At 68.9% G+C, this 23,746-nt stretch carries 25 protein-coding genes and 2 pseudogenes; 13 read left to right on the top strand and 14 right to left on the bottom strand.

The annotated features are described in order from the left end of the window. Nucleotides 1–4: 4 nt before the first annotated feature. Nucleotides 5–1,183, bottom strand: coding sequence for a molybdopterin-synthase adenylyltransferase MoeB (gene moeB, locus QE449_RS13390; protein ID WP_307108947.1), 1,179 nt, complete (start codon nucleotides 1,181–1,183; stop codon nucleotides 5–7). A gap of 19 nt (nucleotides 1,184–1,202) precedes the next feature. Then, nucleotides 1,203–2,217: pseudogene (locus QE449_RS13395) on the bottom strand (DUF3152 domain-containing protein). A gap of 149 nt (nucleotides 2,218–2,366) precedes the next feature. On the opposite strand from QE449_RS13395, the gene QE449_RS13400 reads away from it, so the two are divergent. Further along, nucleotides 2,367–3,017: a TetR/AcrR family transcriptional regulator gene (locus tag QE449_RS13400; protein ID WP_027506843.1), complete on the top strand. Its 651-nt coding sequence runs from the start codon at nucleotides 2,367–2,369 to the stop codon at nucleotides 3,015–3,017. Nucleotides 3,018–3,100: 83 nt separating this feature from the next. On the opposite strand, the gene QE449_RS13405 is transcribed toward QE449_RS13400, so the two are convergent. After that, on the bottom strand, nucleotides 3,101–3,334 hold the full coding sequence (locus QE449_RS13405) for a DUF3107 domain-containing protein (RefSeq protein ID WP_027506844.1): 234 nt from the start codon (nucleotides 3,332–3,334) through the stop codon (nucleotides 3,101–3,103). Between the two features lie 109 nt (nucleotides 3,335–3,443). Further along, nucleotides 3,444–4,175 (bottom strand): ferritin-like fold-containing protein, encoded by a 732-nt coding sequence (locus QE449_RS13410; protein ID WP_051613614.1) that lies wholly within the window; start codon nucleotides 4,173–4,175, stop codon nucleotides 3,444–3,446. A 322-nt stretch (nucleotides 4,176–4,497) separates the two neighbouring features. On the opposite strand from QE449_RS13410, the gene QE449_RS13415 reads away from it, so the two are divergent. The 4 genes from QE449_RS13415 (at nucleotide 4,498) to QE449_RS13430 (ending at nucleotide 8,238) form a co-directional block, all read left to right on the top strand. Continuing rightward, complete coding sequence (locus QE449_RS13415) at nucleotides 4,498–6,168, top strand: DEAD/DEAH box helicase (protein ID WP_307108948.1); 1,671 nt, start codon at nucleotides 4,498–4,500, stop codon at nucleotides 6,166–6,168. 16 nt (nucleotides 6,169–6,184) lie between these two features. Next, nucleotides 6,185–7,417, top strand: a complete 1,233-nt coding sequence (locus QE449_RS13420) for a hypothetical protein (protein WP_222638668.1) — start codon at nucleotides 6,185–6,187, stop codon at nucleotides 7,415–7,417. Between the two features lie 118 nt (nucleotides 7,418–7,535). After that, entirely contained in the window at nucleotides 7,536–8,018 is a 483-nt protein-coding gene (locus QE449_RS13425) for a hypothetical protein (RefSeq protein WP_222628441.1), read from the top strand. A gap of 7 nt (nucleotides 8,019–8,025) precedes the next feature. After that, a complete protein-coding gene (locus QE449_RS13430; RefSeq protein ID WP_222628439.1) occupies nucleotides 8,026–8,238 on the top strand; it encodes a helix-turn-helix transcriptional regulator in 213 nt (70 codons plus the stop codon). Here the strand turns inward: QE449_RS13430 and QE449_RS13435 are convergent. Together QE449_RS13435 and QE449_RS13440 are read right to left on the bottom strand one after the other, a co-directional pair. Then, the gene (locus tag QE449_RS13435) at nucleotides 8,220–9,014 is read right to left on the bottom strand and encodes a ParA family protein (protein ID WP_222627106.1); all 795 of its coding nucleotides are present in this window, start codon (nucleotides 9,012–9,014) and stop codon (nucleotides 8,220–8,222) included. The two genes, QE449_RS13430 and QE449_RS13435, sit on opposite strands and share 19 nt — an antisense overlap. Before the next feature lie 96 nt (nucleotides 9,015–9,110). Continuing rightward, nucleotides 9,111–10,682, bottom strand: coding sequence for a DHA2 family efflux MFS transporter permease subunit (locus QE449_RS13440; RefSeq protein ID WP_307108949.1), 1,572 nt, complete (start codon nucleotides 10,680–10,682; stop codon nucleotides 9,111–9,113). A gap of 172 nt (nucleotides 10,683–10,854) precedes the next feature. Between QE449_RS13440 and QE449_RS13445 the strand changes: the two genes are divergently transcribed. Further along, nucleotides 10,855–11,514, top strand: coding sequence for an acid phosphatase (locus QE449_RS13445; protein ID WP_081821426.1), 660 nt, complete (start codon nucleotides 10,855–10,857; stop codon nucleotides 11,512–11,514). 27 nt (nucleotides 11,515–11,541) lie between these two features. On the opposite strand, the gene QE449_RS13450 is transcribed toward QE449_RS13445, so the two are convergent. After that, on the bottom strand, nucleotides 11,542–11,964 hold the full coding sequence (locus QE449_RS13450; RefSeq protein WP_027506850.1) for a hypothetical protein: 423 nt from the start codon (nucleotides 11,962–11,964) through the stop codon (nucleotides 11,542–11,544). An 87-nt stretch (nucleotides 11,965–12,051) separates the two neighbouring features. Here QE449_RS13450 and QE449_RS13455 point away from each other — a divergent pair, with 87 nt between their 5' ends. Further along, nucleotides 12,052–13,017 (top strand): diacylglycerol kinase family protein, encoded by a 966-nt coding sequence (locus tag QE449_RS13455; RefSeq protein ID WP_027506851.1) that lies wholly within the window; start codon nucleotides 12,052–12,054, stop codon nucleotides 13,015–13,017. Between the two features lie 259 nt (nucleotides 13,018–13,276). Further along, entirely contained in the window at nucleotides 13,277–13,531 is a 255-nt protein-coding gene (locus tag QE449_RS13460; RefSeq protein WP_307108950.1) for a WhiB family transcriptional regulator, read from the top strand. Between the two features lie 75 nt (nucleotides 13,532–13,606). Here QE449_RS13460 and QE449_RS13465 read toward each other — a convergent pair. Together QE449_RS13465 and QE449_RS13470 are read right to left on the bottom strand one after the other, a co-directional pair. Next, nucleotides 13,607–15,122 (bottom strand): annotated as a pseudogene (locus tag QE449_RS13465) (sensor histidine kinase). Between the two features lie 52 nt (nucleotides 15,123–15,174). Next, nucleotides 15,175–15,390 (bottom strand): biotin/lipoyl-binding carrier protein, encoded by a 216-nt coding sequence (locus QE449_RS13470; protein ID WP_027506854.1) that lies wholly within the window; start codon nucleotides 15,388–15,390, stop codon nucleotides 15,175–15,177. Between the two features lie 139 nt (nucleotides 15,391–15,529). Between QE449_RS13470 and QE449_RS21450 the strand changes: the two genes are divergently transcribed. Then, on the top strand, nucleotides 15,530–15,604 hold the full coding sequence (locus QE449_RS21450) for a 50S ribosomal protein bL37 (protein WP_110293457.1): 75 nt from the start codon (nucleotides 15,530–15,532) through the stop codon (nucleotides 15,602–15,604). Nucleotides 15,605–15,669: 65 nt separating this feature from the next. Here QE449_RS21450 and rsrA read toward each other — a convergent pair whose 3' ends face one another. Together rsrA and QE449_RS13480 are read right to left on the bottom strand one after the other, a co-directional pair. Then, on the bottom strand, nucleotides 15,670–15,942 hold the full coding sequence (gene rsrA, locus QE449_RS13475; protein WP_027506855.1) for a mycothiol system anti-sigma-R factor: 273 nt from the start codon (nucleotides 15,940–15,942) through the stop codon (nucleotides 15,670–15,672). Next, a complete protein-coding gene (locus tag QE449_RS13480) occupies nucleotides 15,939–16,565 on the bottom strand; it encodes a sigma-70 family RNA polymerase sigma factor (protein ID WP_037186858.1) in 627 nt (208 codons plus the stop codon). The genes rsrA and QE449_RS13480 overlap by 4 nt, the downstream gene beginning before the upstream one ends. 288 nt (nucleotides 16,566–16,853) lie before the next feature. Between QE449_RS13480 and QE449_RS13485 the strand changes: the two genes are divergently transcribed. Genes QE449_RS13485 through rsgA form a run of 4 tightly spaced genes read left to right on the top strand, consistent with a single transcriptional unit; the run spans nucleotide 16,854 to nucleotide 19,794 of the window. Then, nucleotides 16,854–16,982 (top strand): hypothetical protein, encoded by a 129-nt coding sequence (locus tag QE449_RS13485; RefSeq protein ID WP_261776164.1) that lies wholly within the window; start codon nucleotides 16,854–16,856, stop codon nucleotides 16,980–16,982. 27 nt (nucleotides 16,983–17,009) lie between these two features. Continuing rightward, nucleotides 17,010–17,519 carry an aminoacyl-tRNA deacylase gene (locus QE449_RS13490; RefSeq protein WP_307108951.1) on the top strand — a complete coding sequence of 170 codons (510 nt, stop codon included), beginning with the start codon at nucleotides 17,010–17,012 and terminating at the stop codon, nucleotides 17,517–17,519. 2 nt (nucleotides 17,520–17,521) lie between these two features. After that, nucleotides 17,522–18,808, top strand: coding sequence for a 3-phosphoshikimate 1-carboxyvinyltransferase (gene aroA / locus QE449_RS13495; protein ID WP_307108952.1), 1,287 nt, complete (start codon nucleotides 17,522–17,524; stop codon nucleotides 18,806–18,808). Nucleotides 18,809–18,816: 8 nt separating this feature from the next. Then, nucleotides 18,817–19,794: a ribosome small subunit-dependent GTPase A gene (gene rsgA, locus QE449_RS13500; protein ID WP_155957112.1), complete on the top strand. Its 978-nt coding sequence runs from the start codon at nucleotides 18,817–18,819 to the stop codon at nucleotides 19,792–19,794. Nucleotides 19,795–19,813: 19 nt separating this feature from the next. Here the strand turns inward: rsgA and QE449_RS13505 are convergent, their stop codons facing one another. The 3 genes from QE449_RS13505 to QE449_RS13515 all read right to left on the bottom strand — a co-directional run bounded on the left by QE449_RS13505 (nucleotide 19,814) and on the right by QE449_RS13515 (nucleotide 23,668). Beyond that, the gene (locus tag QE449_RS13505; protein WP_027506859.1) at nucleotides 19,814–21,064 is read right to left on the bottom strand and encodes a fatty acid desaturase; all 1,251 of its coding nucleotides are present in this window, start codon (nucleotides 21,062–21,064) and stop codon (nucleotides 19,814–19,816) included. Nucleotides 21,065–21,143: 79 nt separating this feature from the next. Beyond that, complete coding sequence (locus QE449_RS13510; RefSeq protein WP_056447798.1) at nucleotides 21,144–22,409, bottom strand: fatty acid desaturase; 1,266 nt, start codon at nucleotides 22,407–22,409, stop codon at nucleotides 21,144–21,146. A 143-nt stretch (nucleotides 22,410–22,552) separates the two neighbouring features. After that, nucleotides 22,553–23,668, bottom strand: a complete 1,116-nt coding sequence (locus QE449_RS13515; RefSeq protein ID WP_027506861.1) for a ferredoxin reductase — start codon at nucleotides 23,666–23,668, stop codon at nucleotides 22,553–22,555. Nucleotides 23,669–23,746 lie beyond the last annotated feature (78 nt).

A 23,746-nucleotide genomic window follows, 5' to 3' on the forward strand; every position in this document is an offset into this window, starting at 1 on the left:
GGTGTCAGTACGTCGGGACGGTGGGGTCGACGTCGCGCGCCCACGCCTCGAGTCCGCCGCGCAGGTGGTGGACGTCGGCCATGCCGGCGGACCGCAGGACCGCGAGTGCCTCGGCCGAGCGGACACCCGTCTTGCAGTAGAGCACCACCGGCCGGTCCGTCGGCAGCGACGCGACCGCGTCACCGGCCAACACCGTCGGCAGAGGCATCAGCGTTGCGCCGTCGAGGTGCACGATGTCCCACTCGACCGGATCCCGCACGTCGATCAGTGCCACCGGGGCACCGCCGTCCAGCAGCGCGCGCACGGCCGCCGGATCGAGGTCGCCGTCCACCGAGTCCACCGACGGCAGGGGCGAGGCCACACCGCAGGACACCTCGTAGTCCTCCTCCACCTCGGACACCCGCACGCGACCGGGGTCCCGGCGCAGGGTGACCGTGCGGAAGGTCATGGTGCGCGCGTCGTAGACCAGCAGACGCCCGAGCAGCGTGTCGCCCATGCCCGTCACCAGCTTGACGGCCTCGGTCGCCATGATCGAGCCCACGACCCCGCAGAGCACGCCCAGCACGCCGGCCTCCGAACACGACGGCACAGTGCCCGGCGCGGGCGGATCCGGGTAGAGGTCCCGGTAGTCGACGCCGAGACCGCCGGGTGCGGCGTCCCAGAACACGGACACCTGCCCGTCGAAGCGATAGATGGATCCCCACACGTACGGGATGCCGGCGACGGCGGCCGCGTCGTTGACGAGGTACCGCGTCGCGAAGTTGTCGGTGCCGTCCACCACCAGGTCGTACTGGCGGAAGAGGTTCACCGCGTTGCGGGGCTCGAGCCGGACCTGGTGCAGCCGGACCTCGATGGTGGAGTCCACAGCCCGGATCGACTCGCGGGCGCTGACCGACTTCGGCCGACCGATGTCGGCCTCGCCGTGGATGATCTGTCGCTGCAGGTTGGAGGCGTCCACGTCGTCGAACTCGACGATGCCGAGGGTGCCCACGCCCGCCGAGGCAAGATACAGCAGCACGGGCGAACCCAAGCCGCCGGCACCGATCACCAGGATTCTCGCGTTGCGCAGACGCCGCTGGCCCAGCACTCCGACGTCGGGTAGCAGCAGGTGTCTGCTGTACCGAGCGACCTGCTCGCGGCTCAGCTCCGGGCCCGGTTCCACCACCGGGTCGACGATCGTCATGCTCCTCGTACCTCCCCGGTCAGGCCCTGGGGTACGGCCAGGGGTTGAAGCGACAGGTCTTGCCGTCCATCGGCACCACGCCCGCAGGATCGAGTACCGCGATGTCGTCGTTCGCCGTGCCGAAGGTCTGCTGCATCATGATCGGGGCCAGGCCACCGTCGGTCTCGCAGGGCTGGTGCGCCTGGTACCCGATCGCGTGGCCCACCTCGTGGTTGATCTGGTACTGCCGATACGACCCGATGTCGCCCTGGAACGCCACGGCGCCGCGAACCCAGCGCGGCTCGTTGAGCACCACCCTGCCGATACCGGGGTTGTAGCAGGACACCTCGAGCTGGATGTCGTACCCACACGCGTCGCGGATGGTCATCTGCGACGTCAGCGAGACCCGGAAGTCCGGATCACCGGTGTCGACGCGGCGGAACGCGAAACGCTGATCGTTCGTCCAGCTCTTGGGATTGGCGAGAGTCTGGTCGACGAGGCGACCGAACGACTCGTCGCCTCCGAAGCCCGTCGTGTCCACGCCGTCCTCGATCTCGACGGTGTAGGTGAACGTGCGTTCGGTGCCCTGGCCCACCTGGTCGGTGACTCCCGGCACCACGCGCCACGTGCCTGCGCCCTGCACCCGCGAACTGACCGCCGTCGGGCAGCTGACCACTGGACACCGTCTCGGCGAAGTTCCCGTCGGCCTGCGGCGGGACACCGATGATGCCGGTGTCGTCGGTCGTGTTGCTCAGCGCGGGGAATCCGGGTGCCGAGTCCGTCGTGGACGCGGTTCCGGGATCGCGTATCGCGTCGACGACCACGAGCACCGTCACGACCGCGAGGATCGGGATCGCGTAGGCGCGCCAACCGTAGGTCGACGTGAACCGCCCCAGCCGGCTCTGCTTCCGGGCGCTGCGCTCCGGCCGTGCGGCGCGTGTGCGTCCGGGATCGACCGCGGTGGGATCCCACTGGGCGCGCAGAGGCTGATGCGAGCGTCGCGCACGGTCGTCACGCGTCGCAGGCTCTCTCTGCGGTTGCCGTCGGTCACTCACCGATCCAGGTTCTCACACGCGTCTGCGGCCTCCGGTCGGCGCGCCGGGGTATCGTCGTCACGATCCGGAAGAACTTTCATGCCGCGTAGTTCCGATGTCTGAGTGATCCTCGTCCACCGGTGTCGCGGCGGATGGGACACACGAAACACATGACAGACGTCGCCGACCGAAGCTCCTCCGTGGGCGGGACCGGGAGTGGCCGGCGCAGTGCTCGACTGCCCCGTGATGCACGCCGCGCCCAACTCCTCGCCGCTGCCGGGGAGATCTTCGTCGCCCGCGGGTACCACGCCGCGGGGATGGACGAGATCGCGGAATGCGCGGGCGTCAGCAAACCTGTTCTGTACCAGCACTTCCCCGGCAAGCTCGACCTCTACGTCGCGGTGCTGCAGAACTACGTCGACAGCCTCATCTCGGGTCTGCGCCAGGCGCTGCGGTCGACGACGGACAACCACAAGCGCGTCCGGGCCGCCGTGCTCGCGTTCTACGATTTCGTCGACAACGACAGCCAGGGATTCCGCCTGGTGTTCGAGTCGGACCTCATGGGCGACCCTCAGGTCCAGAGCCGCGTCGATCAGGCCACCGAGGCCTGCGTCGACGCCGTGTTCGACCTCGTCAGCCACGACTCCGGACTCGACCCGCACCGCGCCCGCATCCTCGCCGTCGGCCTCGTGGGCGCGAGCCAGTTCACCGCCCGCTACTGGCTCGAGGCGGATCGCCCCATCACCAAGGAGGAAGCGGTGGACACCACCGTCACCCTCGCCTGGGGTGGACTCTCGCACGTCCCCCTGCAGTCCCAGTAGGCGACGCACCCCGGTCTCACGAACCACGACGGCCCCGCACCAGCAGGTGCGGGGCCGTTCCTCGTGCGCGGTGGGCGCGTCGGTCAGGCGGTGCCGGACGACGCGAAACCGACCCGACGACTGTCGGACGGACCGATCTCCACGTACGCGAGCTTGCCCGCGGGCACCAGGAACTTGCGGCCCTTCTCGTCCACCAACGACAGCACACCCTCGCCGCCGAAGGCCTTCGAGACCAGGGTCTCCACCTCGTCGGGCGTCTGCGCGCTGTTGATGACCAATTCCCGTGGGCTGTCCGAAATTCCGATCTTGACCTCCACGGCCGACCTCCGAAACGTTGTCGCGAACCTGCTGTCCACTTCAGGTTAGAGCAGCAGCGGCCGCCGGTGAGTGCGTGACGCACACGCCCACAGCGAACACCGACACGAGTCAGACGAGGCCGAGAATCGCCATCCGCTCGGAATGCCGGACCTGCATGCGGTCGAACAGCGCCACGATGCCGTTGAAATCGCCCGACGCCGTCATGACCAGTTCGGTCAGCTCCTCGCGCTGCGCCAGGACGAACTGCGCCTGGGTGATGGCCTCCCCGAGCAGGCGGCGTCCCCAGAGCATCAACCGGTCCTTGTCCGCGGCACTCGCCGCGACACGCGCCACCACCTCGGTGACGACGAACTCCGAGTGGCCCGTCTCGGCGAGCACCTCGCGCACGGTGGCGGCGATGTCGTCCGGGAGGCTGTGCGCGATCTCGCGGTAGAAATCGGCGGCGAGGCCGTCGGCGACGTAGGTCTTGACGAGCACCTCCATCCACGTCGAGGGCAGCGTCGAGGCATGGTAGGCGTCGAGAGCGGCGGCGAAAGGCTCGGTGACCGACAGGACGTCTCGCCCGCGCTCCGCGAGGGCCGCCTCGAGCACCTCGAAGTGGTTCATCTCGGCGGCCGCCATGCTCGCCATGGCGATGCGGTCGCCGAGCGTCGGAGCCATCCGAGCGTCGTCGACCAACCGGTAGAACGCCGAGATCTCGCCGTACGCGAGAACGCCCAGGAGACTGATGATTCCGGGGTGATCACCCGGCACGGTTCCCCCGGTCGCAAGGCCCTCGTCGGACCCGGACGGGACGTTCGGAGTGGACCCGCCGTGCTGTGGATCCGAATCTGTTCGCATGGCTGCCGAGACTACCGTCGACACGGCTCGCGCGAGCGGAACCGCGGCGTCGGGTGCCGACCAGGTAGAATAGGTCGCGAGCACGCCCCCACCCGGTGCCGGCAGCAGGGACCGTGACGGTCCGCACGCCGGCCCGACGCACCGTGGTCACCTCCGTCGGAGACGATCGCGGCGAGCACCGGGAGCCGTGCTCACGACATTGTGCGCGCACCTGATTCGTGTCTGCCGCCGATCGTGTCGCCGCAACCGCGGTCGACCCCGATCGCGCCTGTCGACGAATCGAGGGCTTCGACATCGGCCGCGGAGCGGCCTGGCCCTCGTCGTGCGTGCGAGGCGAGAGACGAGAAAGGCCGAAACACTGAGCAAGATCACTGTGGACCACGAGACCGACGACGTGGCGGAGACCACCGTCTCGGCCACCCTGGACACCACCCACACTCCCCCGACCTTCGCCGAGCTGGGCGTTCACCCCGAGATCGTCCGTGGGTTGACCGACATCGGCATCGAGCGCACGTTCGCGATCCAGGAACTCACGCTTCCCCTGGCACTCGCGGGCGACGACCTCATCGGCCAGGCCCGCACCGGCATGGGCAAGACGTTCGGCTTCGGCGTCCCGCTGCTGCACCGTCTCGCCACCGGTCCGGCCGACGGCTCGGGCACCACGGTCCTGGACGGCACCCCGCGTGCGCTGATCATCGTTCCCACGCGCGAGCTGTGCGTCCAGGTCACCTCCGACCTGGAGAACGCGTCGAAGCACCTGCACTCGGCCAACGGTCGCGTGAAGGTCATGTCGATCTACGGCGGACGGCCCTACGAGGCCCAGATCGAGACCCTGCGGACCGGCGTCGACGTCGTCGTCGGCACCCCCGGACGACTTCTCGACCTGGCCAAGCAGGGCCACCTCGTCCTGGGCAAGGTCGGCGTCCTGGTGCTCGACGAGGCCGACGAGATGCTGGACCTGGGCTTCCTCCCCGACATCGAGCGCCTCATGAGCATGGTGCCGGAGAAGCGTCAGACCATGCTGTTCTCGGCGACCATGCCCGGGCCGATCATCACGCTCGCCCGCACGTTCCTCACTCGGCCGACGCACATCCGCGCCGAGGAGGCCGAGTCCTCCGCGATCCACGAGCGCACCGCCCAGCACGTCTACCGGGCACACGCACTGGACAAGGCGGAGATGGTCGCGCGGGTGCTGCAGGCCGAGGGCCGCGGCGCCACGATGATCTTCACGCGCACCAAGCGCACTGCCCAGAAGGTCGCCGACGATCTGGCCGAGCGCGGATTCTCCGTCGGCGCCGTCCACGGTGATCTCGGGCAGGTCGCCCGCGAGAAGTCGCTCGCGGCGTTCCGCTCCGGCAAGATCGACGTGCTCGTCGCCACCGACGTCGCGGCGCGCGGTATCGACATCGACGACGTCACCCACGTCATCAACTACCAGTGCCCCGAGGACGAGAAGACGTACGTCCACCGCATCGGACGTACGGGTCGTGCGGGCCGCACCGGTATCGCCGTCACGCTGGTCGATTGGGACGACATCCCCCGCTGGCAGCTGATCGACAAGGCTCTCGGCCTGGACATCCCGGACCCGGTGGAGACGTACTCCAGCTCCGAGCACCTGTACGCGGAGCTGAACATCCCGCACGGCACCACGGGCAGCATCTCGAAGCGCCGGGCCGAGACTCCCGCCGCAGAGAAGACAGAAGCACGCTCGAGCCGGGGTGGGAACTCCGACCAGCCGTCCGACGGTGAAGCGGCCACGTCGTCGCGCCGCAGCCGGTCGCGCCGTCGCACCCGCGGCGGAGGCCACGCCGACGCTGCCGCCACCGCGGACAGTTCGGCCACGACAGGTCCCGCCGAGGCGTCCGGTGACGGATCCGCGTCGGACAAGCCCCGTCGTCGCCGTCGACGCCGGTCGTCCGCCGGGTCCGCGGCGCACGCCGGTGAGAACGGCGCGTCGGCGGAGGCCTCGTCGTCCGCCGGTACGTCCGACTGACCGTCACGTACCTGACGTGCTCGCTCCCGAACGGCGCACCCGCGTCGACGTGATCGCCGCTGTGGTGATCGTCGTGGTCGTCCTGGTGGGCGCCTCGGTGATCTGGTTCCGCAGCGACGCTCGCGGCACCACGTCCGTGGTCGCCGACGTGCCTCTCACCGCCCCGGCGTCGGCATTGTCGGTGCCCGAGTCGTTCTCGGAGATCTGGCGCGCCGACGACACCGGAACCGGGGCACCGACCACCGTCGGCGGAGCCGTCGTCGTCTCCACCGGCGACGCGGTGACCGGACTCGATCCCGCCACCGGCTCGCCGTCCTGGTCCTACACGCGTGACCGGGCCCTCTGCTCGGTCGTGGGGGCGTGGGACGCGGCGGTGGCGGTGTTCCGGGACGGCCGGGGATGCGGCCAGGTCACCGAGCTCGACGGGTCCACCGGAGCGCGCGAGGACCAGCGCACCAACGACGCCGACGACCCGGTCCGGTTGTCGTTCGACGGCACGTACGTGACCGAACTCGGCGCCACGCGCCTCGAACTCTGGCGCTCCGACCTCGTGCGCACACTCGAGTACGGGCGTGTCGACGCCCCGGTCAACCCGCGCAGCCAACCCCGCACCGGATGCGACCTCGTGTCGAGCGCGTCCGCGAGCACCCGCCTCGCCGTGCTGGAACGGTGTCCCGGTGAGGAAGGCCTGCGCCTGACGTCGATGAACCCCGCACCGAAGGACAACACGGTGCCCGACGTGTACGGCTCGACCATCCTGGCCGACGTCCCCGCGGACGCAGCGGCAGCACGCGTCCTCGCGGTGGTCGGGGATCGCCTCGCGGTCTACCTCCCCCCGGCCGGGAGCGAGGTCGCCCGGGTGGCACTCTTCGACGGGTCCGCCAACTTCGTCTCCGCGCAGGCCGTGACCGCCGACGTCACCACACCGTCCGCCGACGCCCTCGCATCCGACATCGTGCGTACCGGTTCCGTCGTCTCCTGGTGGACGGGCGCCGACACCGTCGGCTTCACGCAGTCCGATCTGTCACAGCGCTGGGTTCTCGCCGGAACTCTCGGCGCGGGTGCTGTGATGGCCGGTCAGCTCCTCGTCCCGGTTCCCGGCGGTATCGCGGTGGTGGATCCGGAGAACGGCGTCGCCTCCCGCACGATCGCGGTGGACCGCGGCGAGTACACCGGACCGGTCGCACTGTCCGTCCTCGGCACCAGCGTATTCGAGCGCCGCGGTGCCGAGACCGTCGCCCTGGGGTGATCGTCGGCCTGGCCTGAGCGTCGGCCGGATCGCATTCGATGATCCACTGGCGGCCAGTACACCTGGCGTGTCACGATGTCGGTCACTGTAAAGCACACTTGACAGCGAGGCGACGACGATGCACGACGGCACGGATGGACACGACATCACCGATTCTCGATCACGTTGGGGGCGAACGACATTTGACGACGGACGCTATCCCGCCCTGTGGGCGGCGGCACCGTTCGGAGCGGTTGCCGCACTCGCGATCGCCGCGGCCCTCGTCCTCACCGACAGTGCCGGACCGCGTCCCGCCGTAGGCGCTGTCGCGGCGTTCGTGGTGTGTCTCTGGCCCTGCGTCGGTCTGGCATGGGTCGTTCTCGTCGACCGGAACACCCTCCGCGGGGCGCCCGCCGATCCCGAGCACTCCGTGGAGTCCGCGTGGTACGACCGCGCGGCCGGTGGCGCGTTCACCGATCTGCTGCTGATCACCGGCCTCGGTACCGCGGGGCTCGCGATCTCCGGCACCGACGTCTCCGCCGTGCCGGCGCTCGGTCTCGTCCTCGTCGTCGCCATGGGATCGTTCGGTCTGCGCTACCAGCTCGCGCGACGGCGGGTCTGAGCACCAAGTGCGCAACACCCTTCCCGATCTCCGGCGTGAGCGCGGATGGTCGCAACAGCACCTGGCCGATCGACTGGGGGTCTCGCGTCAGACCGTCATCTCGCTCGAACGAGGTCGGTTCGACCCGTCACTCCCCCTCGCCTTCCGCATCGCCCGCGTCTTCGAACGCCGCATCGAGGAGATCTTCGACGACGGTGACGATCAGGCGTCCGCGTCGTAGGTGGCCAGCGGTGCGCCCTCGGTCCAGTGCGCGGCCAGGTTGTCGGCGAGGTCGCGGTACGCCTGAGCGCCCTTGTTCTTACGTCCCGCGATCACCGAGGTGCCGGACGCCGACGCCTCCGCGAACCGCACGGTGCGCGGGATCGGCGGCGCGAGCACAGGGATGTCGTACCGACCGGACACGTCCGCGAGGACGTCACGGCTGTGCGTGGTGCGGGCGTCGTACAGGGTCGCGAGAGCGCCCAGGAGAGTCAGATCGGGGTTGGTGATCTGCTGGACCTCACTGACCGTGCGCAACAGCTGACCCACGCCGCGGTGAGCGAGCGTCTCGCACTGCAGCGGGATCAGCACGCTCGTCGCGGCCGTCAGCCCGTTCAGGGTGAGCACGCCCAGTGAGGGCGGGCAGTCCAGCACGATGACGTCGTAGTTCTCGAGGAGGGGCGCGAGGGCGCGTTTGAGGGTGTACTCGCGGCCTGGACGCATGAGCAACAGCGCCTCGGCGCCGGCCAGGTCGATGGTCGCCGGGAGCAGGTCCACACCCTCGTCCGTGCCGAGCACGGCGTCGCCCACGGGAACCCCGGCGGTGAGGACCTCGTGGATCGAGGTCTCCAGCTTGTCGGGGTTGTGCCCCAGCGAGAAGGTCAGACTTCCCTGCGGGTCGAGGTCCACCACGAGTACTCGTCGGCCCAGAGCGACGAGCGCCGCTCCCAGCGATGCCACGGTGGTCGTCTTGGCGACACCACCCTTCTGGTTGGCCACTGCCAGGATCGTCGTCACAGCACGATCTTGGCATCACTCGGTGTGTCGAGCGACGTTCGGCCCGGCGTGGCGTGATGCCGCACCGGGCCGAACGGGGTGGAACGGAGGCCGAGCTCAGTGCAGCATCGCACCGCGCGCGACGGCGTCACCCTGGTCTGCACGCTGAAACTTCTTGCGCGGCAACAGAAGCGCGGGCACGAAGGTGAACGCGACGATGATCGTGGCCACCAGGAAGGTGCCGCCGAACGCGTCGGCTGCCTGCGCCAGTCCGGCCTGCACGGCATTCGGCCCGATCTGCTCGGCGATCGCCGGGTCACGCTGTGCCGCGATGGCGGGTCCCGCAGCCGCCCGGTCGAGCAGCTGGTTGGTGAGCACCACCGAGATCACGGCCGTACCGATCGACCCGGCCGACTGCTGGATGATGTTCATCAGCGACGAACCGCGGGCGACGGACGCGTCGTCCAACGTCTGGAGCGCGGCGGTCATGATCGGCATCATCGTCGCGCCGAGTCCCAACCCCATGACGAACAGGGCGCCGAGCAGGACGACGTACGAGGTCGAGGATCCCACCTGCGTGAAGACGGCCATGCCCAGCGTCACGAACACCATGCCGGTGATCACGATCTTGCCCGGCCCGATCTTGTCGGCGAGCTGTCCGGCGATGGGCATCGACACCATCGCCCCGAGTCCCTGCGGGGCGAGCAGCAGGCCGGCCATGAGCGTGGTCTCCCCGCGGACCTGCAGGAAGTAGCTCGGGAAGATCAGGCCCGCGCCGAAGAACGCGATGGCGAACAGGCTCATCGCGATCACCGCGACGGACAGGTGACGGTTGGCGAACAGCCGCAGGTCGATCAGCGGGTGCTCGGTCCGCAGGGCGTGGCGCACGAACGCCGCGACCAGGACGAGCCCGACGACGGCGGAGACCAGTACGCGAGCCGACATCACCGTTCCGGTCTCGGGGATCGAGGAGACGCCGAACAGGAAGAGCGCGAGGCCCGGCGACAGCAGCAGCATGCCGACGAAGTCGAAGGACTGCGAGGGCTCGGGTGCGTCCTTCGGGAGGATGACCCACGCGGCCACGAGCGCCACGGCGCCGATGGGCACGTTGATCAGGAAGATCCAGTGCCAGCTCGCCGCGTCGATGAGCCACCCGCCGAGGATCGGGCCCGCGATCGGACCGAGCAGCATCGGTACACCCAGGACGGCCATGACACGACCGATGCGCTCGGGACCGGCGGCGCGGGTCAGGATCGTCATGCCGAGCGGCATGAGCATGCCGCCGCCGAAGCCCTGCAGGACGCGGAACACGATCAGCGACGTGATGTCCCACGCGACGCTGCACAGCATGGATCCGGCGACGAACAGGATCAGCGCCAGGATGTAGAGGCGTTTGGTACCGAACCGGTCCGCGGCCCAGCCGGTCAGCGGGATGACGGTCGCGAGAGCGAGGGTGTAGCCGGTCATGGTCCAGGCGACGTTGGCGTAGGACGTCTGGAACTCGAAGGCGAAGGTCGGCAGCGCCACGCTCACGACGGTCACGTCGAGGATCGACATGATGGCGCCGATGACGATGACGGCGGCGATCTTGAGGACGGCCGCGTCCAGCCCCTGACCGGTGTCGACACCACCCTGCGCGGGGGTGTTCGGGGACCCCTGCGCGCCCTGCTCGGTGCTCTGATCGGTCATGCGGAGTCTCCTGGCTGATCTGTATCCGCCGGCATCGAGGCCGGGTGTCGCGTGATCGGACCAAGGAAGTAAACACCCCACCGGCGGCGATCACCAGCGGATTTCGCGAGACCTCCGTCACCGGGACGACCTCCGTCATCGACGCGGCGCGACCCGGGAGCATGATCGAGCCATGGCAGACCCCGACCCCCGTGACCCGGCACCCGCATCGTCCGGAGGGTCCGGGACGTCGCCGCGGCGCTCCGATGCCAGACTGGTGTTGATCCGTCACGGTCAGACGGAGTGGGCGGCGAGCGGTCGACACACCGGACGGACGGACATCGCTCTCACCGCCGACGGGGAGGACCAGGCCCGCGCCGCCGGGGACCGCATCGCGGCGCTCGGGCTCGAACGTCCCCTGGTGGTCAGCAGCCCCCGATCGCGGGCGCTGCGGACGGCGGAGCTGGCCGGACTCACCGTCGATCGGGTGTGGGACGCGCTGGTCGAGTGGGACTACGGCGACTACGAGGGCCTGACCACTCCGCAGATCCGGGAGACCGCGCCGCACTGGACCGTCTGGACGCATCCGTCACCGTCCGGCGAGACCATCGACGCCGTGTCCGCACGGGCCGATCTCGTCCTGTCCGTCGTCGTTCCCACCCTCGCCGAGCGCGACGTCGTGCTCGTCGGGCACGGCCACTTCTCCAGGTCGGTCATCGCGCGGTGGGTCGAGCAACCGGTGACCGAGGGAAAGCGCTTCGCGCTGGCGCCCGCCGGCTTCACCGTGCTGGGGTACGAGCACGAGTACCGGCAGATCCACACCCACAACGTGGATCCTCGCCTCGGTTCCTGAGCTGCCCGGCGTCGGTCGGAGAGCCGCTCAGGCGTCGTCGGTCTCGACGTAGTCGTCGGCGAGCCACCGCGTGGCGGGGCCGCTGAACAGACAGACCAGGACGCCGATGACGACGATGCCGAGCAACGAGCCCAGCACGGGCCGCCCGGAATCGGTGAGGAGCGACCAGACCACCGGGAGCAACAACAGCTGCGCGACGATCGCGATGGCGCGGCCCCAGCGGTGCCCGAGGATCAGGGCGATGCCACCGGTGAGCACGGCGCCCCCGAGTGCGGCGAACCAGATCGCGGTGCCGAAACCGTTGATGACGCTCTCGTCGGCGCCGGCGGCGCCGCGGATCACCAGGACGAGTGCCACCACGACCGCCGTGGCGCCCTGCACGGACACCAACAGGCCCGCGGCGCGCACCGGTGCCGGAACACCGGAATCGGGCAGCTTCGGACGCACCAGGCCACCCTAGAGCACACGCGCGAGGTGGCCGACGGTCACGCGCCGGTGGTCGTGAGCCGCCGCCGCTCGCGTCTACTCTGAGTGATCGTGCGAGCCATCCTCATCGTCAACCCGAACGCCACGTCCACCACGGCTGCCGGCCGAGACCTGGTGGCGCATGCGCTCGCGAGCAGGGTGTCGCTCAGAGTGCTCCACACCACGCACCGTGGACACGCGAGCGAACTCGCGACCGAGGCCCGCCGGGCCGGTATCGATCTGGTGATCGTGCACGGCGGCGACGGAACGGTGAACGAGGTGGTGAACGGACTTCTCGGTGTTCCTGCCCCGACCTCCATGCAGTCGGTCACCGTGGGACCCGTGCCGCTGCTGGCGGTCGTCCCGGGCGGATCCGCCAACGTGTTCGCTCGCTCGCTGGGCATCGCGCGGGACCCGGTCGAGGCCACCAACCAGCTCATCGATCTGCTGGAGTCGGGAACGAGCAGGCGTATCGGCCTGGGGCACTGCGACAAGACATGGTTCCTGTTCAACGCCGGCCTCGGATGGGACGCGGACGTGTGCGACGCGATCGATCGAGGCCGCAAGGGCGGCGAGGCGGTCACGCCCTCGCGCTACGTCCGGACCGCGGTCACCACGTTCTTCCGCCGCAAGCGTCGCGACCCGCACCTCACCGTGGAGACCGACACCGGCGAGGCCGTGACGGGCGTTCACTTCGCGTTCGTGACCAACTCCGATCCGTGGACGTTCCTCGACGCACGTCCGGTCCGAACGAACCCCGGCACCTCGTTCGACAGCGGACTCGGCATATTCGCAATGCGATCCACGAAGGTGTTCACGACGTTGCGAGTGGTCGTGCAAATGCTGTCCGGAACGTCCGGTCCGCATTCACGGGCGCTTCTCCGAGAGGACGACGTGAAATGGATTCGCGTGCGTTCGGTGGAACCGACCGGCCTGCAGGTCGACGGCGACTACCTGGGAGAACGCACCGAGGTCGAATTCGCGTCCGCACCGGATGCCCTCGCCGTCGTGGCGCCTTTACCTGGCGATACCCCGTAGGCCAAGCTACTGTGTTTCACATCTCCCGATCCGGGTACCAGACGTCGGGTGTGAAACCAAATCGGGTCCAGTGAGCTTGGCCACCCGCACCGCGTCATCTCTTGACTTCTGCTTGGTTCGTGAAAGCATTCACAAGTAACAGTGCGGAAACATTGGTTGCCGCGCTCGCGAACTGCAGGACAACAAGCCCACGATCCGGACGTGAGTCCAGGATCAGTTATTCGACAGCGCCGTCGTGCGCTCAGTGAGGAGTAAGAGGATGGATTGGCGCCACAAGGCTATCTGTCGCGACGAGGACCCGGAACTGTTCTTCCCGGTGGGAAACAGCGGCCCGGCACTCGCACAGATCGCTGATGCCAAGGTCGTGTGCAACCGGTGCCCCGTCACCGCGGACTGCCTGTCCTGGGCTCTCGAGTCCGGACAGGACGCGGGCGTCTGGGGCGGCATGAGCGAGGACGAGCGTCGCGCGCTGAAACGTCGTAACGCGCGTACCCGCGCACGCTCGTCGGTCTGACACAGTTCGCAAGACGCACGCAGGCCCGGCACCGCATGGTGTCGGGCCTTTTGTGTGTCCGACGGGCAGCCAGTGTCAGCCGCGTGGTTCTCGGCGTCCGAGCGGGACGAGGAGCTCGGCAGCGGTGCCCCCGTCCGGCCCGGCCGCGACGCTGATGGTGCCGCCCAACTCCACCGTGACGAGTGTCGAGACGATCTGCAGTCCCAGCCGGTCGGACGCCGACGCGTCGAAGTCGTCGGAGACTCCACGGCCGTCGTCGCGCACGGTGACCTCCAGCATGCGTGAGGACCGTCGGGACTCGATGGTCACACGGCCTCGCGCACCCGGATCGAACCCGTGCTCGAGCGAGTTCTGGACCAGCTCGGTGAGCACCATGACCAGCGGGGTCGCCCGTTCGGCCGGGAACACGCCCAGGCTGCCCTCGCGACCGACGGTGACGTCCGCGGACAGCGAGCCGATGTCGACCATGACGGGAACCAGGCGGTCGACCACCTCGTCCAGGTCGACGACCTCGTCCACCGACGTCGACAGCACGTCGTGGACGAGGGCGATGGAGGTGACCCGGCGGACCGACTCGCTCAGCGCGACCTTGGCCTCCTCGTTGTCGGTCCGGCGAGCTTGCAGACGCAGGAGAGCAGCGACGGTCTGCAGGTTGTTCTTGACCCGGTGATGGATCTCGCGGATGGTCGCGTCCTTGCTCAGCAGCGCGCGATCGCGACGCTTCACCTCGGTGACGTCCCGGACCAGCACCAGAGCGCCCACGGACGTGCCGGCCGGGCGCAACGGAACCGTGCGCAGCAGCACGGTGGCACCGCGAGCGTCCACCTCCATCCGTCGTCCCCCGGCGGACGTGACGGCCGCTCCGATGGTGGCGGCGATCTCCTCCGCGTCGAAGGGATCGGTGACGAGCGACCGGGTCGACGCAGCGAGGTCGTGGCCGGGGAGATCTGCCGTCAACCCCATCCGGTGGTAGGCGGACACCGCGTTGGGGCTCGCGTAGGTGACCATGCCGGCGGTGTCGAGGCGGATGAACCCGTCGCCGACGCGTGGGCTCGAGTTGACGTCCGCCTTCTCGGACGGCGAGGGGAACGACCCCTCCGCGATCATGTCGGAGAGGTGGTGGGCGCAGTCGCGGTACGCGGCCTCCAGCAAGCTCGGCGGTCGGCCGGAGACAGGCGCGGAGTCACGCGTCAGCACGGCGACCACGCGGCCGTCGACGCGCACGGGAACGGCGTCGTGGGGCGGACCCTGATCGTCGGGGAGGCGACCACCGCCCGCGCACGATCGACGCCGTGCGCAGGCACTCCGCGACCTCGGGATGTTCGGTCTCCCCGACCACCGCACCGACCGTGTCCGACGGGATCACCGTGGGGGCCGTCGTCGGACGACACTGCGCGACGCACACCACCGTCGCCGTGTCCGACGACGTCACCGCACGCGATCCGGGATGGTCGACGGGCACCCAGAGCAGCAGGTCCGCGAAGGAGATGTCCGCGAGGATCTGCCACTCCCCCACGACGCGTTGCAGATGATCGACCGCCGTACCCGGCAGGTCGGTGTGCTCGGCGAGCATCTCGGACAGCGTGGACACGACGAATCACCCTGTCCCGGTGCGGCGTCGGCTGATCAGAGTGGTGACCGGATCAGGAGATGACGGCGATCAGGTCGCCCTGCTGGATGACGTCGCCCACGGCGACTCCGATGGACGTCACGGTGCCCGCGGACTCGGCGAGCACGGGAATCTCCATCTTCATCGACTCGAGCACCACCACGGCGTCGCCCTCGTTCACGTGATCACCCTCGGCGACGACGATCTGGAACACCGTCGACACCATCTCGGCTCGGACGTCCTCGGCCATCACGGTCCCCCTGTTCCGTTCCGCTCGTCTGCACGCGCGTGTCGACTCGTTCGGTGAACGGACCACGCCGGAGGCACGGCCGCTCGTCGTACAGCCAACCACACGTGAGAAACTGGGTGGAACAGGAAGGAGATCCACCATGGGCAAGCGAGGACGCAAGAAGCGCAGCCGTAAGGGAAATGCAGCCAACCACGGCAAGCGCCCCAACAGCTGATCACGAGCACCACACGACGAAGGGCCGGGACGCACAAGCGTCCCGGCCCTTCGTCGTGTAGGCGGTCAGTCCTCGGTGGCGGTGATGGTCACCGACCGCCGGATCTCCAGCGTCAGGCGCTCCCGCAGGCCTTCCGGAGCCCGCTCGCCGCCGCACTTGCGGCCGACCAGAGACTTGATCTTCTCCTCGATGCCGTACTGCGCGAGGCACGAACCGCAACTGTCGAGGTGACGCTGCACGCGCTGCCTGCTGGCCTCGTCGCACTCGTTGTCGAGCAACGTCCACACGTCGGCGATGACGGCCGAGCAGTCCAGGTCCTCGAACTCGTTGCCGCTCATCGTGCTACCTCCTCGGTCGCCGCGGCGGACCGGTTGAATCCACGGTCGCGAGCGACCTCCGCCAGTTCGTTGCGCAGTTGCTTGCGGCCGCGGTGCAACCGCGACATCACGGTGCCGATGGGCGTGCCCATGATCTCGGCGATCTCCTTGTACGGGAAGCCCTCGACGTCGGCGTAGTACACCGCCATGCGGAACTCCTCGGGCAGCGCCTGCAGCGCCGCCTTGATGTCGTCGTCGGGCAGGGCGTCCAGCGCCTCGACCTCGGCCGACCGTAGACCGGTGGACGAGTGCTCAGCGGTGGCCGCGAGCTGCCAGTCGGTGATCTCGTCCGTCGGGTACTGCGCCGGCTGGCGCTGCTTCTTCCGGTACGAGTTGATGTAGGTGTTGGTCAGGATCCGGTAGAGCCACGCCTTGAGGTTCGTGCCCTCGCGGAAGCTCTTGAACGCCGTGTACGCCTTGACGTACGTCTCCTGGACCAGGTCCTCGGCATCGGACGGGTTCCGCGTCATCCGCAGGGCCGCGCCGTACAGCTGGTCGAGCAGCGGGAGCGCGTCACGCTCGAACCGCGCCGTCAGATCCGCAGCGTTCTCCCGCGAGCGGATGCCGTCCTCTGTCTCGAGGATCGCAGGATCGACGGCGCCCGTCGTGGTGCCGGTCTCGGTCTGTGGCTGATCCGTCACGCTGGCCCCTCTCGTGTGCCCCGCGGCGACCGCCCCGTCCTCCGAGGTGTCGACCTCGGACGTCCGGGAACCGGTGAGCTCACCGTGGTCGTCCGGACTCCACTTTACCGATGGGATCACCACCACATTCGTCAGCGTCGCCGAGAGCCTCTCGGCTCCGGAGCGCTCCGGTGCAACGACGTTCACACGCCCTCCTCCGTCGAGCGGCGGCGCACAGTGCGCGCCGTCCTGATGCTGCGTGCAACAGCCGTGGCCGCCGTCGTGTTCCCCCCGCTGCCGGACCGTCTCCGCGAGTACGGCCAGAATGTCGTGTATCAGCAGCCGATCACGACGTTCTCGACGTACTCGCGGGGCGGGTGATCACGGTGGGAAAGGGACCACGACGCCATGGCCGGATCGGCTACTCCCGCGACGACGATGCTGACGCGGCTCGGAATCGAGTTCACCGTCCACACCTACGAGCACGACCGCGGCACCGAGCAGTACGGCGACGAGGCGGTCGGCGCGCTGTCCGCCGGACTCGGTGTGTCGGCGGATCGGGTGTTCAAGACCCTGGTCGTGTCGACGGGCTCCTCGTTGGCGGTCGCGGTTCTTCCCGTGCCGGACATGCTCGCCCTGAAGTCCGTCGCCGCCGCCCTCGGGGCGAGCAAGGTGTCGATGGCCGATCCCGCAGCCGTGCGCCGGTCGACGGGCTACGTCCTGGGGGGCGTCTCCCCGCTCGGTCAGCGCACGCCCCTGCCCACGGTCGTCGACACGTCGGCACTCGGGCACTCGACCCTCTTCTGCAGCGGCGGTCGGCGCGGCCTGGAGATCGAACTCTCCGCACAGGATCTCGTCCGGGCCACCGCCGCGACCGTCGCGGACATCCGACGCGCGTCCGCCAGTGAGAGACTGTGACCGTGACGTCCTGGATCGCGCCCCTCGCCCCGCAGCCCGTCCGTGCGACCGTCGACCTCCCGGGGTCGAAGTCGATCACCAATCGCGCCCTGATCCTCGCGGCGCTCGCGGACGGACCGTCGACGGTGACCGGCGCTCTGCGCAGCCGTGACACCGATCTGATGATCGATGCGCTGCGCACCCTGGGTGCCGTCGTGGAGTCCCCCGACGACGGCGGGACGACGGTGCGGGTCACCCCCGGACCCGGCCGCGGCGGCGACGTGGACTGCGGGCTGGCGGGCACCGTCATGCGCTTCGTTCCCCCCGTCGCCGCAATGGCCACCGGTCGCTCGCGCTTCGACGGCGACGAGCACGCCCGCTCGCGCCCGCAGCAGACCATTCTCGACGCGCTCCGCGCCCTCGGTGTTCCCGTGAGCGGGGACCGGTTGCCGTTCGTCGTCGACGGCACGGGCCGGGTCCGCGGGGGCACGGTCCGACTGGACGCGTCCGGGTCGTCCCAGTTCGTGTCGGGGCTCCTGCTCTCGGCGGCGCGGTTCGACGAGGGCCTCGTCGTCGAGCACGTCGGTCCCCCGGTGCCGTCGATGCCTCACATCGACATGACGGTGGAGATGCTGCGCGAGAGCGGGATCGAGGTGGAGACTCCCGAGGACTCGGGCGTTCCGAACCGGTGGCGCGTGCATCCCGGCGCCGTGGCTCCGGTAGACCGTGTCGTGGAACCGGACCTGTCCAACGCGACCCCGTTCCTCGCCGCGGCGGCCGTCACGGGCGGTGAGGTGACCGTGCCCCGGTGGCCTGCCCGGACGACGCAGCCCGGTGACGCGTTCCGCGACATCCTCACGTCGATGGGGGCCGAGGTGCTGCTCACTACCGAGTCGCTCACGGCGCGGGGGCCCGAGAAGCTCGAGGGCGTCGACGTGGACCTGCACGACATCGGCGAGCTGACCCCCACGGTCGCGGCGATGGCGGCCCTGGCCGGGTCCCCCTCGCGCCTGCGCGGGATCGCCCATCTGCGCGGGCACGAGACGGATCGGCTCGCCGCACTCACGGCGGAACTCGGTGCTCTGGGCTGCGGTGTCGAGGAGACCGAGGACGGCCTGATCATCGAGCCGGCGCCGCTGCACGGCGGACCCTGGCGGGCGTACGCCGACCATCGCATGGCCACGGCGGGCGCCGTGATCGGTCTGGTCGTCCCGAGCGTCGAGGTCGACGACATCGACTCCACCGCCAAGACGCTGCCGGGGTTCGCGACCCTCTGGAGCGCCATGCTGGCCGGAGGTGGTGCACGCTGATCCGGCGGGTGTACGACGAGTCGGACGTCCGCGTCCGGCCGGGCAAGGGCACGCGCCCACGAACGAAGACGCGGCCCACCCACGCCGATGCCTCGGACGCGATGGTGGTGTCGGTGGATCGCGGCCGGTGGGGTTGCGTGATCGACAACGATCCCGAGCGCCTCGTGGTCGCCATGCGAGCGCGCGAGCTGGGCCGGACCCCAATCGTCGTCGGTGACGCGGTGGGCATCGTCGGCGACGTCTCGGGACGCGTCGACGCCCTGGCCCGCATCGTCCGCGTGGACGAACGACGAACGGTGCTGCGGCGCACCGCCGACGACACGGATCCGTACGAGCGTGTCGTGGTGGCCAACGCGGACCAGCTGCTGATCGTGGTGGCGTTGGCCGACCCGCCACCCCGCTCGGGCTTCGTCGAGCGCGCGATGGTGGCAGCGTTCGTGGGTGGTCTCCGACCCGTGCTGTGTCTGACGAAGGACGACCTGGCGTCGTCCGACGAGTTCGCCGCCGTCTTCGCCGACCTCGACGTGCCGGTGGTGCTGGTGGGCCGGGACCGTCCGCTGGACGAGCTCCTGGCGATGATCACCGGGAAGTCGTCCGCGCTGATCGGCCACTCGGGGGTGGGCAAGTCGACCTTGGTGAACCGGCTGGTGCCGGAGGCACATCGCGCCGTCGGCATCGTCTCCGGCGTCGGCAAGGGACGGCACACGTCGACTCAGTCGGTGTCGCTGCATCTTCCGGGTGGAGGCTGGGTCATCGACACTCCCGGTATCAGGTCCTTCGGGCTGGCCCACATCTCGCCGGAGGATGTCGTCGCGGCGTTCTCGGACCTCGCCGTCACCATCGAGGACTGCCCGCGCGGCTGCACACACCTCGGGCCGCCGGCCGACCCGGAGTGCGCTCTGGACACCCTGACAGGACAGCAGGCGAACCGCGTCGCCGCGGTTCGCCTGCTGTTGGTGGCCGTGATGTCGAACGACTCCTACTGACGGAGCTCCGACCGATCGATCAGCGCGAGAGCAGCTTTCGCAGTCCCGTGCCGCCCTTACCCTGCTTGATCGCGCTCAGTAGACCGGAACGACGTCCGGTCACCGGGTCGACCGTCGAGGTGACGTTGCCCCCGAACTTGCGCTCGGATGCCGTCTCCGGTGCGTCGTCCGCCGTGGCCTTGAGGTACTTGTCGGGGAGCGACAGCTTCGCGATGGTGCGCCAGGACTTGCCGTACTGGGCGAGGAAAGGCCCTGTGGTGTACGGCAGGTCGTACTTCTCGCACAGTTCGCGGACCCGCACACTGATCGCGGCGAGCCGGTTGCTCGGCAGATCGGGGAACACGTGGTGCTCGATCTGGTAGCAGAGGTTGCCTGACATGAAGGCGAGGGTCGGTCCGGCGTGGAAGTTGGCGCTGCCCAACATCTGTCGGAGGTACCACTGCCCCTGCGTCTCGTCCTGGAGGTCGTGGCGCGTGAACTTCTCCGCACCGTCCGGGAAGTGACCACAGAAGATGACGGCGTTCGTCCAGATGTTACGGATGACGTTCGCCATGATGTTGGCGGTCAACGTCTTCCGGTAGGACGCGGCGGGCGACAGCGACGTGATGGCCGGCGTGATCGCATAGTCCTTCAGCATCTGGCGGCCGACCTTGTCGCCGACCTCCTTCAGCTTGCGTCGCGTCTCCTCCTTGGGCACACGGCCTTTCACGGCCTTGCCCAGCTCGAGATGCTGTACCGCCACGCCGTACTCGAACAGGAGCATCAGCAGCGTGTTGTACACGAGGTTGCCGGCATTGAACGGGACCCACTTGCGGTCACGCGTGACGCGGATGAGGCCGTAGCCCACGTCGTCGTCCATGCCCAGCACGTTGGTGTACTTGTGGTGGATGTAGTTGTGGGTCTGCTTCCAGTGCTCGGACGGACCGGTGTTGTCCCATTCCCACGAGGTGGAATGGATCTCCGGGTCGTTCATCCAGTCCCACTGGCCGTGCATGACGTTGTGGCCGAGCTCCATGTTCTCGACGATCTTCGAGACACCGAGCATCGCGCTACCGGCCCACCACGCGGCGCGGTGGTTGCTGGCGAGCATCGTGGTGCGGCCGAGGGCCTCGAGGGAGCGCTGGAAACGGATGGTGTTGCGGATGTACCGCGCATCCTTCTCGCCGCGCGACTCTTCGATCTCCCGACGCAACGCGTCGAGTTCATGGCCCAGCGCCTCGACGTCGGCCTCGGTGAGGTGGGCATATTCCTTGACGTCGGAAATCGCCATGTGGTCACTCCTCGGCAGGTGGTCGATGCCCGTGTGGGCCTGACCGTGGTTACCCTACCGGAAGTTACGCACCCGTAGGTTACGCCGTCGTATCTGTGACCCGCTTCACTGCCTGACGCGCCTCGAGCCGCGCCTCGTGCAGGGCCGACCGCAGTCCGCGCTTGCGACCGGTGACCGGATCGAACCGCACCCGGTCCACGACGGAGGAGCCGGAGCTCTGGAAACGGCGCTCCGAACTGGTCTCCGGCGCATCGTCCGACGTGCGACGAAGCAGCTGGTCGGGCAGCGACAGCTTGAAGATGGTGCGCAGCGCCTTCCAGTACTGGGTCGCCAGGTTGCCGGTGGTGTACGGCAGGTCGTACTTGTCGCACAGGGCGCGCACCCGGACGGCCACCTCGGCGTACCGGTTGCTCGGCAGGTCCGGGAACAGGTGATGCTCGATCTGGTAGCAGAGGTTGCCGCTCATGAACGCCATCGTGGGGCCGGCCGTGAAGTTGGCGCTGCCGAGCATCTGCCGGAGGTACCACTCCTCGTGGGTCTCCGTCTCGAACTGGCCCATCGTGAACTTCTCGGCGCCGTCCGGGAAGTGACCGCAGAAGATCACGGCGTACGCCCACAGGTTCCGCACCACGTTGGCGGTGAGGTTCGCCCCGAGTGCACGACGCCACGCCGGACCCGCGAGCAGCGGGAAGAGCACGAAATCCTTGCCGACCTGCGACGCGACCTTCCGAGCGAACTCCTTGTTCGGCTCCGAGAGCAGCTGCGTCGCGGGAACACCGGCCTCGAGCTTCGCCGCGTCCAGGTCGTGCAGAGCGATGCCCCACTCGAACGTCAGTGCCAGCACCAGGTTGCCCAGGGGCTGCACCAGGTTGCGTGGCCGCCACTTCTCGTCGCGGGTCATCCGGAGGATCCCGAAGCCCACGTCGTGGTCCATGCCGACGATGTTGGTGTACGTGTGATGCGAGTAGTTGTGCGCACGCTTCCAGTGCGCGGACGGACCGGTCTGGTCCCACTCCCACGAGGTGGAGTGGATCTCCGGATCGTTCATCCAGTCCCACTGACCGTGAGAGACGTTGTGGCCCAACTCCATGTTCTCGATGATCTTGCTGGCCGCCAGCAGACCTGCGCCCACCAGCGCGGCCGAGCGCCAGCGGGAACCCATGATCGCGAGCCGTCCGCCGACCTCGAGCGCGCGCTGCAGCGCGATGGTGCGGCGGATGTACTCCGCGTCTTTGCGTCCTCGGGTGTCCTCGACGTCCCGACGGATGGCATCGAGTTCACGACCGAGGGACTCGATGTCCTCGTCGGTCAGATGTGCGAACTCCAAGATGTCCGTGATGGCCATGCTGGTCTACTCCCCGGATCGCGGTATGCCGTTCCTCGCACCGATTCGGTATCGGCGGGCAGGCCTTTCCGAGAATAGCGGACGAGCCTGTGCGCAGGGTGTGTGTGCGATCACCCCTGCGGCGCGACCCGGGGCCGACGAAGTCAGAGTTCGAGCGTGCAGTCCCCGGCAGCCGCGGAGATGCACGTCTGGATCCGCTCGCCGTGCGCATGCTCCTTGCCCGAGCGCAGATCTCGGACGTGACCGTCGGTCAGCGGCACCACGCACGTCTGGCAGATACCCATGCGGCAGCCGAAAGGCATTCGCACACCGGCCTTCTCACCGGCCTCCAACAACGTGGTGGCGCCGTCCACCGCCACCGTGCGGTCGGAGACGGAGAACGTGACCGTGCCGCCGTCGCTCGGCGCGCCGGTGCGCACGATCTCGAAACGCTCGGTGTGCAGGTTCTCCGAGATGCCTGCCTCCCGCCACACCCTCTCGATGTCGTCGAGCATCGCCGCCGGACCGCACGCCCACGTCTGCCGCTCGCGCCAGTCCGGGTAGTGCTCGTCGAGCGAGCCCAGATCGAACTTGCCGTCCGAGCGGGTGTGCTGCACGTGGGACACGACCGAGTCGTACTTCGCGTCGAGCGCCGCCAACTCCGAGGCGAACATCACGTCGTCCGCCGTGGGAGCCGAGTGCACGTGCACCACGTCGGGCATGTGGCCGCGCGAGTCGAGACTGCGCAGCATGCCGATCACCGGTGTGATGCCGCTGCCGGCCGTGACGAACAGGATCTTGGCGGGTGGCGGCTCCGGAAGGGCGAAGTTCCCCTTCGGCGCGGCGAGCCGCACGATCGTGCCCGACGGCACACCGCCGACGAGATGCGAGGACAGGAAACCTTCCGGCATCGCCTTGACGGCGATGGAGATCTGCTTGTCCTTCCAGTCGGGCGGCGACGTCAGGGAGTACGACCGCCAGTGCCACCGACCGTCGACGTGGAGGCCGATGCCGATGTACTGCCCCGGCCGGTAGTCGAAGTCGAAGCCCCATCCGGGCTTGATGACGATGGTCGCGGCGTCGCCGGTCACCTTCTCGATCCGCACGATGCGGCCGCGCAATTCGCGCGCGGACCACAGCGGATTGGCCAGGTGCAGGTAGTCGTCGGGAATCAACGGCGTGGTGATGCGCGCGAACGCACCGCGCACCACGTTCAGCGACGGCCGCCGCGGGGACGACACACTCGCGGCCGGGGCTTCGAGCCAGTCCTTGATTCCCATGTCACATCTCCTCGGTCGAGCGGCCACCACGGACGCAGTCGACGACTGCGACGAAACAGGGCGGTGTCGGAGCGGTTC

It is taken from the genome of Rhodococcus sp. SORGH_AS_0303, from assembly GCF_030819335.1.
Taxonomy (GTDB): Bacteria; Actinomycetota; Actinomycetes; order Mycobacteriales; family Mycobacteriaceae; genus Rhodococcoides.